The organism is Metabacillus schmidteae, from assembly GCF_903166545.1.
GTDB classification, from domain to species: Bacteria; Bacillota; Bacilli; order Bacillales; family Bacillaceae; genus Metabacillus; species Metabacillus schmidteae.
This window is the reverse complement of record NZ_CAESCH010000001.1, coordinates 1,833,301-1,848,854: the sequence shown is the minus strand read 5'-3', so window position 1 is coordinate 1,848,854 and position 15,554 is coordinate 1,833,301. Positions and strand designations below refer to the sequence as shown.

Below are 15,554 nucleotides of genomic sequence, written 5' to 3'. Positions count from 1 at the left end.
TCCTAATACGCTAATTCATACAATACTTTTATTAACGTTCTTATACCTTCCTCTAAATCTTCTGTTCTCGTAAACTCTAATGGTGAGTGACTGATTCCATTTTGACTAGGCACAAATAATAGCAACGTTGGTAAAGCCCGACCAAATAGTTGAGAATCATGTCCAGCACCACTTGTCATTTTTTTATATGGGATATGATCCTTTTTTAGGATCACTTCAGATAATGCATTTAAGCTTTCACACATCTTTACAGGTTTTTCATTCATCCAATTATCGATTGTTATGCTTGTTTGATGCTTAAATGCAATTAATTTAAGCTCATGGAAGATTTCATGACAAAACACATTCAACACTTCTTCTTCACTATGTCTTATGTCAAGACTAAAAATCGCTTTTCCAGGGATAACATTCGATATATTAGGCTCTAAGCTTATTTGCCCAACCGTTACAACAAGTTCAGTTGAAGTATTTTTACCTTTTTCAATGAGCGTTTGAATCATTTCCGCTGCTGCATACATCGCATCCTTCCGCAATGCCATAGGAGTTGTTCCAGCATGATTACTTTCGCCATCAACTGTGATTGTGTATCTGCGTTGACCAACAATATGACTAACAACACCTATTGTTTTAGCTTCTTTTTCTAATACAATTCCCTGTTCAATATGCATTTCAATGAAGCATTCAAGATCATTTCGTTTCGGATTACAGTAGTCACCTTGACCAAATCCGGCATCATTCATCGCTTTTACGAAACTTATACCTTCCGAGTCATTAACACCTTTGATATCGTTCAGGTTTTTTACACCGGTAATATTACCTGACCCCCAGTATGTCAAAGGAAAGCGACTTCCTTCTTCCTCACAGAGAGAAACAACTTCAATAGTCTTCTTCGGCGATCCATGATATTTAAAGAGATACTGTAGAGCAATAATACCAGCAATAATCCCATATGCTCCATCATACTTTCCACCATCTCTCACCGTATCAATATGTGAACCCGTCAGAATCGTTTTTGTATTTTCTTCTGTTCCAGGTAGCCTACCGAATAAATTCCCTACATCATCATAGTATGTGTGTAGGCCAATACCCTTCATATATTCATCAATACCTTGTTGCGCATTCTGCCAATGTTTTGAATATAGTAATCTCGTTACACCATCTCGTTCAGTTCTACCAAAACACGCTAACCACTCGACCATTCTTTCAATTTGCTCGAATAAGGCAGATGATTTTTCCACATTTTCAACCAATTCAATCCCCCCTATTCTATTTTCTGTCATTTGATGTTATATTTATTAACATTGATAGCAATATATTTTTATTTTAAAACAATCATTTCTTAAAATCATGTACATATATGTAGAACAGAATGTAAATTCTTTGGTTATTTTAACTAAAAATTAATACAGCACTTTACCAACATTGTAAATAATCTAACAAAGGATGACGAACATGAAATTAAGTGAATTAATGAACTTACCCATTTTTTCCGGAACTAGTTTAGTTGCAGGTGCACAGGGGTTAAACCGCGAAGTGAATACTGTAAACATGATGGATGCTCCAGATATTATTCACTTTTTAAAACAAAACGAATTGCTCGTTACCACAGCTTTTCATTTTAAAGACGATCTTAAGTCGTTACTTTCTTTAATAGAAGCGATGGAAAAACAAGGTTGCTCAGGTCTAGGCATTAAAACAAAACGATTTTTACAAGAAATACCCGTAGAGGCTATCAACCTGGCAAATAAACTGAATTTACCTTTGTTAGAGCTCCCTGTTGAGACATCTTTAGGGGATATTGTAAATAAATCCCTTAGTTATATTCTTGATATCCGAACAAACGAACTACACCAAGCGATGGAAACTCATCAACAGTTTACAGATCAAATTATGAGCGGACAGGGAATCCAAAAAATCATCGACAACGTCTCTACCTTAACTCAATTGCCCGTCTACTTATTAAATGATCATTTGATACCAATGAGTATCACCGATCGCACTTCTCCATTATTTTCACAATTGGAGACACTTTTATATAAAGGATTTTCCTTTCATTTATCAGCAAAGTCGTTATCAACCTTTACGTTGTTAGATGAAAAGCAACACACTATAACTTTATTTCCTGTTTACACACACAAGCAATATCACTATCTTTGTATTTTAGGATTCGTCCCCTTAACAGACCGAGCAACCATTTTAACTATAAAACAAGCATCAAATGTTATAGCGTTTGAATTAATGAAGGAACATGCCTTAAAACAAAATAAGAGGCGCATCCAAAATGAATTTTTCACAAACTTTGTCAACGGTACCTTTTCTACTTCTGATGAGATTATGAGTCGCGGAAAAGAATTCGGTCTAAAAAGCGGCCAAAGATATATATGTGCAGTAGGAGAAATCAGCGAAGAAGATAAAAAAAGGTTCTTTTTGCAATATCAATCAGAAACAGAGTTTATTTATGACACGATTGAATTCGAGATTCAAAATAACCACGAAAAAATCCATCTCTTTACAATGGATCAAACATTCATTCTATTATTGGAGCTCAATTCGGGGTGGAGGGAAATCGAACAACCCTTTTTAAGTCTATTAAAACGAATTCAAACGAAAGTATCAGCACACCATCAAAAGGACCTCTCTTTCGGAATCAGCATGTATGCTGAAGAACTCACACAAGTAACTGTGTCATATAAAGAAGCAAAAGATGCTCTTTATCACGGTAACATGTCTGGCCAAAAACAGTTTATCGAGCTGTATCAGCCGAAGAAAGTACCTGAAATCCTTAGACTGGTCCCATATGAACAATTAAAGAAGTTCTATGATGATACATTTCAGTCATTTACAGATGAAACCAAAAAAGACCATCAAGTATTATTGCATACATTATCCGTTTTTCTCGAAACTCATTGTCAGCTATCAGAAACCGCTAAACGATTGTATGTTCACCGCAACACAGTTATTTACCGACTGGAAAAATGCGAGGAGATTATCGGAAGAAGCTTAAAAGAGCCTGATGAAACCCTTAGATTGCGTCTAGCATTTCGTATCAAAGCATTAATTCAAGGGCAGTTAACTTAAACTGCAGAAAAAACACGAGAACCTGCTAGATAAATAATATGAAAGCCTCCACCTATAAACACACGGTGGAGGCTCTTTATTTAAAAAGTTCTATAATTTAATAATTTAACAAAAGCCCTTTAGCTCCCTCTATAAACCTGATATCCCCAAGGAGATACTAATAAAGGCACATGATAATGAGCATTTGTTTCTGCTATACCAAAACGAATTGATACTTTATCTAAAAAAGCAGGTTCAGGTAGAGATAGTTCTTTTCCACGGAAATAATCTCCTATAAAAAACAACAGCTCATATTCACCATTTTGCATCTCTTTTTCAGATAGAAGCGGCTCATCCAACCGACCATCACCATTCGTTTTACCTGTTTTTATAAGAGAAGCGCCTGTATCCCCTAACCTCAACAATTGAATAACAACATCAGCTGCAGGTATACCGTGCGTTAGATCCAATACATGTGTCGTCAGACCTATCATATCCACCATCCCTATTTAGAAATATTCATTGTTTCGTTACTCTCTTTATTATTTTCAAGGTCCTCTTTTGTTACAGAAAAATGTTGAAAACCATAAGGAGGACGCGGTTCAGTATACACTTTTCCTTCTGAGTTAGTTATGTTCTCAACAACAGGATCCCACGTATGATTTTGTGATTGAAAGCTAACTTCCCGAAGCTGTGGAAATCTCTCCAGAACACGACAACCAATAAGATAGATCAAATATTGGATTGAAGGTGTTTCAAGTTCATGGAATATAGATGTAGCAATATCCCGAACCTGCTCTGCACTTACATAGCTATGTGGAGCAGATCCTGTTGAATCTTCAATATCCTCATACTCCCATCCAATATTTAAATAGATAAAGAGCGGTCGATTACTATCTTCCGGTAAAGTAGTATATTCATCACGAATAAAGCCAACAAATGAATTTCCACGAACTTTAATCAATTGTAAATCCAAGACACCACTACTTTGACTTACAATAGTGATTGTCTCACCATGACGAACCATTTCAATTGTTGCCACTGCTTTTTCATTTCGCGAATGCTTAAACACTAGATCACTTTGTGTTAACCCATTCACTGAAGCTGTTGTCGCCGCTTCAAATGGAACCTCTTCACCAATTATTTTAATTGTATCAATATGATCATATTTCTTTAAAAACTCTTCAGCAACATATTGGATAAACCCTTCAATTGTTGACCCATCATAACTGCCTAAATGCCTTTGCACAAAGTTTTTCATAGAGTCTGTTGCAACAACAAGGCTGTTATCTCCTTCAGTAAATGAAGGCAACATCTTTTGACCCCCTACTTCAATTTTTACGTTTACTCCAAATACAGTATTTCTTCTACCCGCAAAATCTGATTCAGGAATTTGTTTCACACCAGTTAACGGAGCCAGGAAAGTTCGATAAGCAAAAACATCACCTTTACCATATGAGACAGTACGTTCTTTCACCATATTTACACCCCTATTTTTTAATAGTTCTTCCAAACGAAAGTAGGCAATCTTTTCAATCTCTTTTAAGGCCGTTTCAAATTCTTCTTTCTCATGATGATTGATTCTTCGCTGCATAGATTCATAGATAGCTGTCTTCTTCTGACCCTTCACAGCCATAATAAACGGAAAACCAAACTTCTCCATGTACTGTTTATTCAATAATGAAAATCGATCAAACTCTTCTGCTGTTAATTGATTTAAACCTGCCCCTGCCTGTTCCTCCACTGATGTCTTACTCATCTCAAGACGAGTCCCCAAATTGGGATGAGCTTGAATTAATGCTAATTTTTCTTCATATGTTGCTTCTTTTACAACGAATATCATTTTTTCAAGTAGATCTTTTAATGAAGCAAACGGTCTGTAGGTCCATGCTTTTTTCGGTACCCAAGGTGAATGCTCGAATATACCCTTTAACACCTCAACAAATTCACGTCGGTTAACTTCATTCAATTCCTTTAATGCAACCAACACTTCCCCTCCTCTCAACTATTTAAGCAACCGATTGATCTCCATCAGCTGAAACTGGTTTTGTTTTTTTACGAATCATAAAAAATAAATTTAATAATATTGCTGTTAAGCTTCCTGTTATAATCCCGTCGCTGACAATGATTTTTAGTGACTGCGGTAAACCTGCAAAAAGGTCAGGAACAACAGTAGCACCTAATCCTAACGATATGGAACAAGCAATCACTAACAAATTATGTTGATCACTGAAATCTACAGAACCAAGCATTTTAATCCCTGAAGATATCACCATTCCGAACATAACAACTGTCGCACCACCTAATACAGCCGGCGGAATAATCGTGGCAAGTGCCGCTATTTTTGGAACAAGCCCTAAAGCAACTAATATAAAACCTGCAGCCACAACAACATTCTTCGTTTTCACCTTTGAAAGCTGAACAAGACCAACATTTTGCGCAAAGGTATTGTATGGAAATGCATTAAACAAGCCACCTAATAGAATCGCTAATCCTTCCGCTCGATATCCTCTAACAAAATCCTTTTCTTTTAATTCTTGATCACAAATTTTACTTAAAGCTAAAAATACACCTGTTGATTCAATCATGATGACAAGACATACAATAATCATCGTTAGAATTGGTCCAAGTTCAAAAGTTGGGACCCCAAAGTAAAATAACTCAGGAAAATGAATCCACGAGGCATCCGCTACTTCCGAATAATCAACCTTCCCCATAATGGTCGCAACAATCGTACCTGCTATAATACCAATTAATACCGATAAAGCCTGGGCAAACCCTTTAAAAAACCGATTCATCACGACGATGGCAATCAGCACTCCAAATGACAGAAACAAATTCGTCATACCGCCAAAGTCCTCACTTCCAGTTCCCCCTGCCATATTACGAATTCCAGTAGGCACTAAGGATAAACCAATAATCGTGACAACTGATCCTGTGACAACCGGTGGAAAAAGCTTAATGATCTTCCCAAAAAATGAAGCAAAAAAGAGGACAAACACCCCTCCAACAATAATCGCCCCATAAATAGCTGAAACCCCATATTGACTTCCTATCGCTATCATTGGAGTTACCGCTACAAATGAACACCCTAACACAGCAGGTAATCCGATTCCAAAGTATTTTGTCTTCCATGCTTGTAAAAGAGTTGCAATTCCACAAGTTAGGAGATCTATTGCAACTAGATAAGCTAATTGCTCAGATGTTAAATTCAGTGCTCTACCTACAATGAGCGGAACTAATATCGCTCCAGCATACATCGCGAGAACATGTTGTAGTCCTAAGGAGAAAATCTTCAAGCCTCCATTTTTACTCTCCATACTATTCCTCCCCTTCTTCTTATGTAACATAATGTGACGTTAAATGTTATATTTATTAACATAATAGAAGTTTTCAGCCTAAATGTCATTGTAGGAATTAGAAAAAATCATCATTTATTTTGTATGATTTATCTAAATTTTTAGAAAACAATCAATATAGCATCCTTATAGACAACTTAACTATCCTGTTCTGCATTCTACCAATTGATAAAATAACAAATAATTCAGTTTACTCAATCGAGTAATGAACCGTATAATTTAGGTAACTCACTAGAAATATACATACTCATTATTTCCTTATAAATGGAGTGATCATTTTGATTAACAAAGTAGGTCAAATTATGCTTTATGTTAACAACCAGGATGAGGCAGTGGATTTTTGGACGGAAAAAGTCGGGTTTCATGTAATTGCGGAGGAAGTTAACGGTGAAGGTATGCGATGGATTGAACTTTCCCCAACAAAGGAAGCAGAAACAAGTATCATTCTTCATAACAAGGAGTTTATCTCTAAAATGGAACCCGAGCTTAATCTCGGAACACCTTCTTTGTTATTTTTCTCAGACAATCTTGATGAATTACACAGTGAGCTTTCGAATAAGGGTGTTACAGTAGGTGAAATAATTGATATGCCAAATGGTCGGGTATTTAATTTTGCGGACAGTGAAGAAAATTATTTCGCGGTGCTTGAAAAGTAACATCAAAAACTGCATAAAATGAAATTCATGCAGTTTCCTACCTCTAAAGTAAACAAAAAAGATCATCAATTCAAACAAGAATTTGATGATCTTTTTTTATAATAATTAATGATTAGCCGCTTTATTTAAGCCACCCGGCTTATTGTGGACAGCAATTTTTTCCAGTAATTGATTACTTTCCGTATTAACACCAATTAAGTTCACTTTCACACCATTTTGGTGGTATTTAATCACAACTTTATCTATAGCCCCTACTGCTGAATCATCCCATAAATGCGCTTGTGATAAATCCAGATCAACTTCTTTCACATTTTCTTTAAAGTTAAAGCTGTCAACAAAGTCTGTAACAGAAGCAAAAAATAACTGACCTGACACGCGATAAATCTTCTTACCAGCTCCATCTGAAGATAAGCTTGTTACTTTTACCTTTGAGATTTTGGCAGCAAAGAAGATAGCACTTAATAAAATCCCGACAAGAACACCTTTTGATAAATCATGAGTCATAATTACAGTTAAAACAGTCGCGATCATAACTAATGAGTCTGTTACTGGTACTTTATGAAGAGATCTTATTGAAGACCAATCAAATGTACCGATTGAAACCATCATCATAACACCAACAAGAGCAGCCATCGGTATTTGTACAACGAAGTCATTCAATAATATAATTAATACCATTAAGAAAACACCTGCTACTAATGTAGATAATCGACCTCTACCACCCGATTTTACATTGATAACAGATTGACCAATCATTGCACATCCAGCCATTCCACCAAAGAATGCAGATACAATGTTTGCAATCCCCTGGCCGCGTGCTTCTTTATTCTTATCACTTGTTGTATCTGTCATATCATCAACAATTTGCGCTGTTAATAAAGACTCAACTAAGCCTACAATGGCAATTGACAAAGAATAAGGAAAGATAATTTGCAATGTTTCAAAAGTTAATGGAATATCCGGCAATAAAAACATCGGCAATGCTTGTGTTAATTCACCCATATCCCCTACAGTTCGAACTCCACTACCTGTCATGATAGCAATAATTGTAATCACAATAATTGCGACTAATGGTGATGGAACCGCCTTAGTAAAACGTGGTAAAATGTAGATAATAGCAAGTGAACCAGCCACCATCGCATACATCATCCATGATTCCCCAACAAAATGTGTTAATTGAGAAGTAAAGATAAGTATTGCTAGAGCATTTACAAATCCCGTCATAACAGACCTGGGTACGAATTTCATTAATCTGCCTAATTTTAATACACCCATAATAATCTGAAGAATACCCGTTAAGATTGTTGCTGCTAGTAAATATTGAAGTCCGTAATCTGCAACTAACGTGACCATAATTAAAGCTGTCGCACCTGTTGCAGCCGAAATCATTCCAGGACGTCCTCCAACAAAAGCAATTGTCACCGCAATACAAAATGAAGCATACAATCCTATCATAGGATCTACACCAGCAATAATCGAAAACGCAATCGCTTCAGGTATTAATGCAAGGGCAACTACGATACCTGCCAACACATCACCTTTGATATTTCCAAACCACTGATATTTAATTGTACTTGAATTCAAAACGACACTCTCCTTTTACCTTTTTAATTTATGACTTTCAACTCTCATGAAAGTCGGGTCCGTTGTTAACATCAAGGATTATATATGTTTTTGTCTTTTTTGTGAAGTCTGATGTAAGTGTTACCATCAATAAAATACTCACTACACCTCTAATTTCCTATTATTATCAATCCAAAATCATAAAAGTAATAAAATGATACATCCTACATCGGGAAATATATCCAATCACTTTGATTCCTTAAGGAGGCATAGAATGTTTAAAAAGATCTTGCTTGCTGCAGACGGATCCTTACATTCAATAAGAGCTGCTAATAAAGCAATAGAGATTGCAACACTAACTCCACAAGCTTTTGTGGATGTTGTATATGTTGTTGATAGTAAAACATCAAAAGAAGATGTTCTTCAAAATTGGAATAAGCTTGATACAGAAGCAAAACGTAGAGAAAAAATGGCATTCATAGAACAAAAAGCCAAGCAACACCATGTTAACTATTGCCTTAAGATCATTCGAGGAGAGCCTGGGCCAATGATTGTAAAGGTAGCAAATGAGCATCAATATGACTTAGTCGTCATTGGCAGCCGAGGCTTGAATTTAATGCAGGAAATGGTGCTTGGCAGTGTTAGTCATAAGGTAGCAAAGAGGGTAAAGTGTCCTGTGTTAATCGTAAAATAGGGACTAAGAAAAAATCACTTCCTTTAAAATAAAGAAGTGATTTTTTAAGTTTATCTTATTTTCAATCCATTATATCCCATTTTAATACGGTAAATCTTGCATGCTTAGCTGCTCCAAATTTGATTGTATCATTCAAAGGAGTTGGAAAAATACGTGAAGTAAACGTTTCTTGTCCATCATTAATAAATATTTCTACTGATGATGTATCGATATATATGTGAAGATTGGATAATTCACTTAGCGGACATTGGCGTTTCTCCGTCATACCATTGACATAGCTCTTTCTTTCAAAAGTCAAAACCTTTTCCTCCACAGAGTATACGATTCTTCCTCCATCACTTATTGAGATCTCGAACCATCCCTCGGTTATATCAATATCCTTGATATACAATTCCACTGATTTTCCGTGAATACCGTCAAGTTCCTTGCTTTCCTTTGTTAGCTTCACTATATAGGAAACAACCTCTTCGCTTCTTAGTTGTTTTAGCTCCTCAATAGGAACTTGATATACTTTTCCCCCCACCATTTTCAACTCTCTCGGCAAAGTCATATTATGAATCCACTTATATTCTATCGTAGGATGGTCTTGTTCATTTTGGTCAGGCACACTCATCCAGCCAAAAAGGAGTCTTCTCCCTTGATTATCTAATGTCGTTTGGGGGGCATAAAAATCAAAGCCACGGTCAAGTTCTTCAAAATCATTATGCAGATATTGACCTGTCTCGGGATCAAATTCTCCCACTACATAGCCAGCCTGGTACACATTTTGATATTTCATGCCTTGTGGTTCTAACCCTTGTGGCGAAAAGACAAGAATATCTTTGCCATCAAGGTGAAATAAGTCCGGGCATTCAAACATATAGCCAAATTCACCAAGCTTACCCTTCCCACCTCCTGCTACTATTCCGACATAGTTCCACTTAAATAAATCCTTTGACTTCAGTAAAGCAACAGCACCTTTTAAGTCATTTGTTTGTGCACCTACTACCATAAAATAAGTATCATTTTGCTTCCATACTTTTGGATCTCTAAAATGTGATGTAAACCCTTCTGGCAAATATACGAGAGGACCTTTTTTATCAAAGTTAATCCCATCTTCAGATATAGCTAAACATTGATAGGTTTCACGGTTATTTTGTTCATCCTTCACATTCCCTGTATAAAAGGCATAGATTTTTCCATCGTGCTCAATCGCACTGCCCGAGTAACAACCATTCTTTTCATACCATTCTGAAGGTGTTAGTGCAACGTCCTCATGGTTCCAATTCACTAAGTCCTTTGAAGAATAATGTCCCCAAAACTTAGCTCCATGACCTGTCTTAAACGGCATCCATTGATAATAAAGGTGATATACGCCATTCATTTGTATAAAGCCGTTTGGATCATTTAATAACCCAACTGGAGGCATCAGATGATACGTCAATCTGTATGGATCCTGCATGACAAGATCTTTATTCTTTTCGATTTCAGTAAACGCTTCTTGTCGTAATTGATTGTCCTTGATCACTTTTCTCCTCCTACTTCGTTGAATATTTCAAGACAAAGGGTTGACTCTGACAATCAAAGCCAACCCATTTTCACTTATTTTGATTCTTCTTTCCAACCTAATAATAATGTCGCCATAAACGCACCAACTACTGCAATGATAAATCCAATTCCGTAGTTAATCGGGTCCTGTACAATGGCAAACTGAGGAATCCCTGTTAACCCAATTCCATTGGCCATGACTTGAGTGAAAACCACATAAGCTCCACCTAAAGCTCCACCAATTGCAGCTCCGATAAATGGACGGCGATATTTTAAGTTTACTCCAAAGATCGCTGGTTCTGTAATTCCAAGAAATGTGGAAACTGCTGCCGGTAAGGCGATCTCTTTTGTTTTTTTATTTTTCGTTTTAAAGAAGACTGCTAGAGTTGCTCCACCCTGAGCAACATTTGCCATTGCCCATATCGGCAGTAAGTAGTTTCCACCTACATTTAATAATTCAGCCTCAATCGCATGGAAGCTATGATGAACACCAGTCAATACAATCGTTGAATATAAGCCACCGAATAAAAGCCCGGCAATAGGTCCAGCTGAGTTATACACAACATCTAATACTGTTGTAATTCCGTTTCCTAACACTCTACCTAATGGACCGACTACCAGTAAAGCAACAAAACCTGTCAAAATAACGGTTAAGAATGGTGTAACTAGTAAATCAATTACGTTTGGAATGACTTTTCTTAATCCTTTTTCAATTTGTGCCATAATATAGACAGTTAATAATACAGGAATTACTGTTCCTTGATACCCTAGCATTTCAACGCCAAATCCAAAGAAATCAAGGGTGGAAGGCTCAGCATTAGATAATCCCCATGGGTTAAGCAGGTTAGGGTGTATCATAATCCCCCCTATTACAGCTCCAAGGTAACTATTTGCCCCAAATTCCTTAGCTGCACTATAGCCGATTAATATAGGCAAAATGATAAAAGCTGCAGACGAAAACATATCGAGCATCACGAATAATCCACTTTCTGGATCTACCCAGTTATACGTTTTCATTAATCCTAAAAGCCCCATCAACATACCTGCTGCAACAATGGCAGGAATAATTGGCACGAAAATATTAGACAATGTACGAGCAAAACGAGCAAACGGATTCATCTTACGCTTTGCTGCATCCCCATGAGATTCACTTTTTTTCGGATTATTTTCCTCCTTTGAAACTCCAACTAATGGTGCAAAGTGTTGATACACTTTATTCACTATTCCTGTTCCAAAAATTATTTGAAACTGGCCAGAGCTTGAGAACGCTCCTTTTACTCCGTCTAGTTCCTCAATAGCATTTTTGTCTATTTGACTTTCATCTTCAATAACTAAACGAAGACGGGTTGCACAGTGAGCTGCACTAATGACATTGTTTTTACCACCGAGCTTCGTAACAAGCTCTTCGGCAACCTCACGATGATTCATGTTGATTTCCTCCCTAAAATGTTAGGACCTTCCTAAAACATCAAAAAAGACCTAAAACATATAAGGAAAAATAGGTAGCATACAGCTAGATGATCTACCTATGTCATCTTATACATTCTAGGTCTTGCCTGCGTAATCAGTAACAATCCTACATATGAAATTGTTTGAATGAGTTTATTTTATAATACACATATGGAAACGTCAACAAAAAATTCTGAAATTCGACATCGTTACTTTAATAGTCTTTGAATATGGATCGCTATATAAGCAACCTCAGAATACGGAAAGATAATCTCATATTCCTCACTTAAATTATCTAGTATTTTCTGTGAGTATTCATAAGCTTTTTTGTACTTATCTTTTATAAGCTCAAGCATGTCTTGATCAATAGGATCAAACTGCTCCCCTTGTTGAATCCGATTTAAGGCAAAACGTAAATGTGTAATCAGTCTTTGATAGTTGATAGAAGATTCCTCAATCTTTTCACCTATATATGACTCAACCTTCTCGACAAAATCACTTAAAATAGAAGCTTGTCTTAATGATTCACTCATCGAAGGTGCATCCATTTTCGCTGTGTGAATATGAAGAGCAATATGAGCCACTTCATCTTCGGGTATATCTATACCCAGCTTTTTCTTGATCTCATCCTTTGCCCACAACCCTATTTCAAACTCTTTTTTATAGAGCATTTTTATTTCGTTTAATAGCTTATTTTTAATTGGTATACCTTGTTGAATTCGCTCCAATGCAAAAGAGAGATGATCAGTTAAAGCAATATGGATATGATCACTTAATGGTCCACTTAAATGCCCCTCTGCATAACTGATGACGTTTTCAGCCAACTCAATATGTGCCTCTGGCAATGTTGAAAGCAATTGTTGAAATTTTTCCGAAGAAGCTTCATGTAGTACAAAGATTTTTTCAATTTTGCTTTTTGGCACAATGTCATTTCTTTGTTTTTGAAAAGCGATTCCGGGTCCCATCACAATTTTTTCCTGTGGCCCATCTATCACAACTACAGCGTTGTTGTTTAAAATTCTAAAAATCCTCATGAAAATCCTCCGGAGTGTAATTGATTACTATTTTACCACTAAATAATCATAGAACATTTTAAAGTTCTGAAAAAGTATAACATTACTTTCTTATAATTTTCTAACCTTTTCCCGTTTTTACATAAACAGAGAAAAACAGGTAAATATAGTAATACAGATCCTTTTGTAGTGAGGAGAATCATCATGACAAACTCTCACCAAGAAAAAATCATATCAACAGAACTACAAGAAAACATTCAACATATAAAAAAAGAATTTGGTTATAGTCATGATCTTTCCGTTCGTCAACTAATGCAAATGCATGGTGGAGTGAAAATTGCTATTGTTCATTTAAGCGGGATCGTCGATGAAGACCTTTTAAGTGAACATGTGATGGAACCTATTATTAAGTTGATAAATTTTTCTGATGAACCATTATCATCTAGTGAGGCAGAGGGGAATATCTTCAATTTAATTGAGGTTTCTAACACTTCGTTTGCAAAAACGTGGGAAGAAGTCATCTCCTCTATTTTAACAGGTGATACTGTCATTTTATTGGATAAAATACCTCAAGCAATCATTGCTGGTACCCAGAAGATTGAATCTCGTTCTATCACTGAACCGACTAGTCAAACTGTCATTCGCGGCCCTAAAGATAGCTTTAACGAAAATATACGGAACAACATATCCCTAGTTCGTGGAAGGATCCAAAATCCTAATATAAGAATTTTAGACTCTAAGGTTGGTTCAATTACAAAAACGGACGTAGCCATAATGTCTATTGAGGGATTAGCAGAAAAGAAGTACGTTGAAGAAATTGTACGTCGAATTAAGTCTATAAAAATTGACGGAATATTAGAATCCAATTATGTTGAAGAGCTTATACAAGATCATAAAACTATTTTCCCCCTTTTATTAAACACGGAGCGACCAGATGTTGTTGTTGCTCACCTATTAGAAGGAAAAATAGCTATTTTTATTCATGGAACACCATTTGTTCTAATTTGCCCGATTACTTTAATCCAATTTTTTCAATCTCCTGAAGATTATTATAATAATTATTTTTATAGTACGTTTTTGCGGATTTTACGTGTTGGCTCCTTTTTAGTCAACATGTATGCCTCAGCTATCTATTTGGCATTAACGACTCATCACCAAGGGTTAATACCTACAACCTTACTTGTTTCCTTAATGGCGCAAAGAGAAAGGATTCCTTTTCCTGCCATTGTTGAGATTTTAATCATGGAGATAGCTTTTGAAGTATTAAGAGAGGCAGGAATACGAATGCCTCGTGCGATTGGACCTGCAGTATCTATTGTTGGAGCACTTATCCTTGGACAAGCCGCAGTTGAAGCCGGGTTTGTTTCTGCAGCAGTTGTTATCATTGTTGCAACATCTGCAATTAGCAGCTTTACGTTGCCTAATACAAGTATTCTTAATGTTGCTCGTGCCCTACGCTTCTTTTTACTTTTTAGTTCTGCCTATATAGGTTTTTTGGGATTGTTATTAATGTCTTTAGCAATTTTGCTTCATGTTTGTAGCTTACGTTCAATTGGATCACACTATTTTGCACCCTTCGCGCCTTTTAGTTTAAAAGAGCAAAAAGATAGCTTATTTCGATTTTCTTTTCGCAAATTAAGAAAGGAATCGGGAAATAGAAAGAGGCCATTATGAAAAAGCTCATCATTCCTTTATTAATTATCACGACTTTAACAAGCTGTTCAAATTATAAAGATTTAAATGAAATTGGGGTTATTACTTCTTTGGGAATAGATAAACCCATTGAGCATGAAAAAGGATATCGATTAACATTTCAGGTGGTAAATCCTAATAGTTTTTCCAATAATAGTAGTTCAACCACAGGTCTACCTCTTATAAATTACACAATGGAAGGAGAAACTCTAATCGATGCTTACCGGAAATCTTCTACCATTATCCCGAGAGAGAATGTCGTGTCACATCTCTCACTTGTCGTCATAAGTGAGGAACAAGCGAGAGATGGTATATACACCATTTTTGATTCGTTTGAACGTGGAAAACAAGCAAGACCCAATATGCCCGTATATATCTCAAGAGAGACATCAGCAGAGCTTTTACTTAGTCTAATTGAACCAATCGAGTCAAACCCTTCGAAAAGTATTATTAGCACAAGTGAAAATAATAAGGTAATGTACGGTATTTCCGCACCACAACAGATGTCAAAGTGATTGAGACCCTTTCAAGTGAAGGAAAAGAC

Annotated in this window: 13 protein-coding genes; 5 read left to right on the top strand and 8 right to left on the bottom strand. The window is 36.2% G+C overall.

Features of this window, described 5'->3' with window-relative positions; genetic code table 11:
* Window positions 1-2 precede the first annotated feature (2 nt).
* Window positions 3-1,250, bottom strand: a complete 1,248-nt coding sequence (gene allC / locus HWV59_RS08725; protein ID WP_235991697.1) for an allantoate deiminase — start codon at window positions 1,248-1,250, stop codon at window positions 3-5.
* Between the two features lie 202 nt (window positions 1,251-1,452).
* Between allC and HWV59_RS08720 the strand changes: the two genes are divergently transcribed.
* Complete coding sequence (locus tag HWV59_RS08720) at window positions 1,453-3,078, top strand: PucR family transcriptional regulator (protein WP_175638645.1); 1,626 nt, start codon at window positions 1,453-1,455, stop codon at window positions 3,076-3,078.
* A gap of 119 nt (window positions 3,079-3,197) precedes the next feature.
* On the opposite strand, the gene uraH is transcribed toward HWV59_RS08720, so the two are convergent.
* The 3 genes from uraH to HWV59_RS08705 are packed head-to-tail and all read right to left on the bottom strand — an operon-like array spanning window position 3,198 to window position 6,377.
* Entirely contained in the window at window positions 3,198-3,551 is a 354-nt protein-coding gene (uraH, locus tag HWV59_RS08715) for a hydroxyisourate hydrolase (protein ID WP_175638644.1), read from the bottom strand.
* A gap of 11 nt (window positions 3,552-3,562) precedes the next feature.
* Window positions 3,563-5,044 carry a factor-independent urate hydroxylase gene (pucL, locus tag HWV59_RS08710; protein WP_175638643.1) on the bottom strand — a complete coding sequence of 494 codons (1,482 nt, stop codon included), beginning with the start codon at window positions 5,042-5,044 and terminating at the stop codon, window positions 3,563-3,565.
* Between the two features lie 22 nt (window positions 5,045-5,066).
* Window positions 5,067-6,377, bottom strand: a complete 1,311-nt coding sequence (locus HWV59_RS08705) for a nucleobase:cation symporter-2 family protein (RefSeq protein WP_175638642.1) — start codon at window positions 6,375-6,377, stop codon at window positions 5,067-5,069.
* 317 nt (window positions 6,378-6,694) lie between these two features.
* Between HWV59_RS08705 and HWV59_RS08700 the strand changes: the two genes are divergently transcribed.
* Entirely contained in the window at window positions 6,695-7,072 is a 378-nt protein-coding gene (locus HWV59_RS08700; RefSeq protein WP_175638641.1) for a VOC family protein, read from the top strand.
* Between the two features lie 105 nt (window positions 7,073-7,177).
* On the opposite strand, the gene HWV59_RS08695 is transcribed toward HWV59_RS08700, so the two are convergent.
* On the bottom strand, window positions 7,178-8,656 hold the full coding sequence (locus HWV59_RS08695; protein ID WP_175638640.1) for a SulP family inorganic anion transporter: 1,479 nt from the start codon (window positions 8,654-8,656) through the stop codon (window positions 7,178-7,180).
* A gap of 253 nt (window positions 8,657-8,909) precedes the next feature.
* On the opposite strand from HWV59_RS08695, the gene HWV59_RS08690 reads away from it, so the two are divergent.
* Window positions 8,910-9,329, top strand: a complete 420-nt coding sequence (locus HWV59_RS08690; RefSeq protein ID WP_175638639.1) for a universal stress protein — start codon at window positions 8,910-8,912, stop codon at window positions 9,327-9,329.
* 61 nt (window positions 9,330-9,390) lie between these two features.
* On the opposite strand, the gene HWV59_RS08685 is transcribed toward HWV59_RS08690, so the two are convergent.
* The 3 genes from HWV59_RS08685 to HWV59_RS08675 all read right to left on the bottom strand — a co-directional run bounded on the left by HWV59_RS08685 (window position 9,391) and on the right by HWV59_RS08675 (window position 13,345).
* The gene (locus tag HWV59_RS08685; protein WP_175638638.1) at window positions 9,391-10,836 is read right to left on the bottom strand and encodes a glycoside hydrolase family 32 protein; all 1,446 of its coding nucleotides are present in this window, start codon (window positions 10,834-10,836) and stop codon (window positions 9,391-9,393) included.
* Between the two features lie 74 nt (window positions 10,837-10,910).
* Window positions 10,911-12,284 (bottom strand): sucrose-specific PTS transporter subunit IIBC, encoded by a 1,374-nt coding sequence (locus HWV59_RS08680; protein ID WP_175638637.1) that lies wholly within the window; start codon window positions 12,282-12,284, stop codon window positions 10,911-10,913.
* A gap of 230 nt (window positions 12,285-12,514) precedes the next feature.
* Window positions 12,515-13,345: a PRD domain-containing protein gene (locus HWV59_RS08675; RefSeq protein WP_328824324.1), complete on the bottom strand. Its 831-nt coding sequence runs from the start codon at window positions 13,343-13,345 to the stop codon at window positions 12,515-12,517.
* 177 nt (window positions 13,346-13,522) lie between these two features.
* Between HWV59_RS08675 and HWV59_RS08670 the strand changes: the two genes are divergently transcribed.
* Window positions 13,523-14,992 carry a spore germination protein gene (locus HWV59_RS08670; protein WP_175638635.1) on the top strand — a complete coding sequence of 490 codons (1,470 nt, stop codon included), beginning with the start codon at window positions 13,523-13,525 and terminating at the stop codon, window positions 14,990-14,992.
* Window positions 14,989-15,525, top strand: coding sequence for a Ger(x)C family spore germination protein (locus HWV59_RS08665; protein WP_175638634.1), 537 nt, complete (start codon window positions 14,989-14,991; stop codon window positions 15,523-15,525). Before HWV59_RS08670 ends, HWV59_RS08665 begins: the two co-directional genes overlap by 4 nt.
* Window positions 15,526-15,554 lie beyond the last annotated feature (29 nt).

Bases quoted from the DNA above. Each gene is read 5' to 3' on its own strand.
- HWV59_RS08720 (WP_175638645.1), top strand. From the start codon at position 1,453: ATGAAATTAAGTGAATTAATGAACTTACCCATTTTTTCCGGAACTAGT.
- uraH (WP_175638644.1), bottom strand. From the start codon at position 3,551: ATGATAGGTCTGACGACACATGTATTGGATCTAACGCACGGTATACCT.
- HWV59_RS08705 (WP_175638642.1), bottom strand. From the start codon at position 6,377: ATGGAGAGTAAAAATGGAGGCTTGAAGATTTTCTCCTTAGGACTACAA.
- HWV59_RS08690 (WP_175638639.1), top strand. From the start codon at position 8,910: ATGTTTAAAAAGATCTTGCTTGCTGCAGACGGATCCTTACATTCAATA.
- HWV59_RS08680 (WP_175638637.1), bottom strand. From the start codon at position 12,284: ATGAATCATCGTGAGGTTGCCGAAGAGCTTGTTACGAAGCTCGGTGGT.
- HWV59_RS08670 (WP_175638635.1), top strand. From the start codon at position 13,523: ATGACAAACTCTCACCAAGAAAAAATCATATCAACAGAACTACAAGAA.
- HWV59_RS08665 (WP_175638634.1), top strand. From the start codon at position 14,989: ATGAAAAAGCTCATCATTCCTTTATTAATTATCACGACTTTAACAAGC.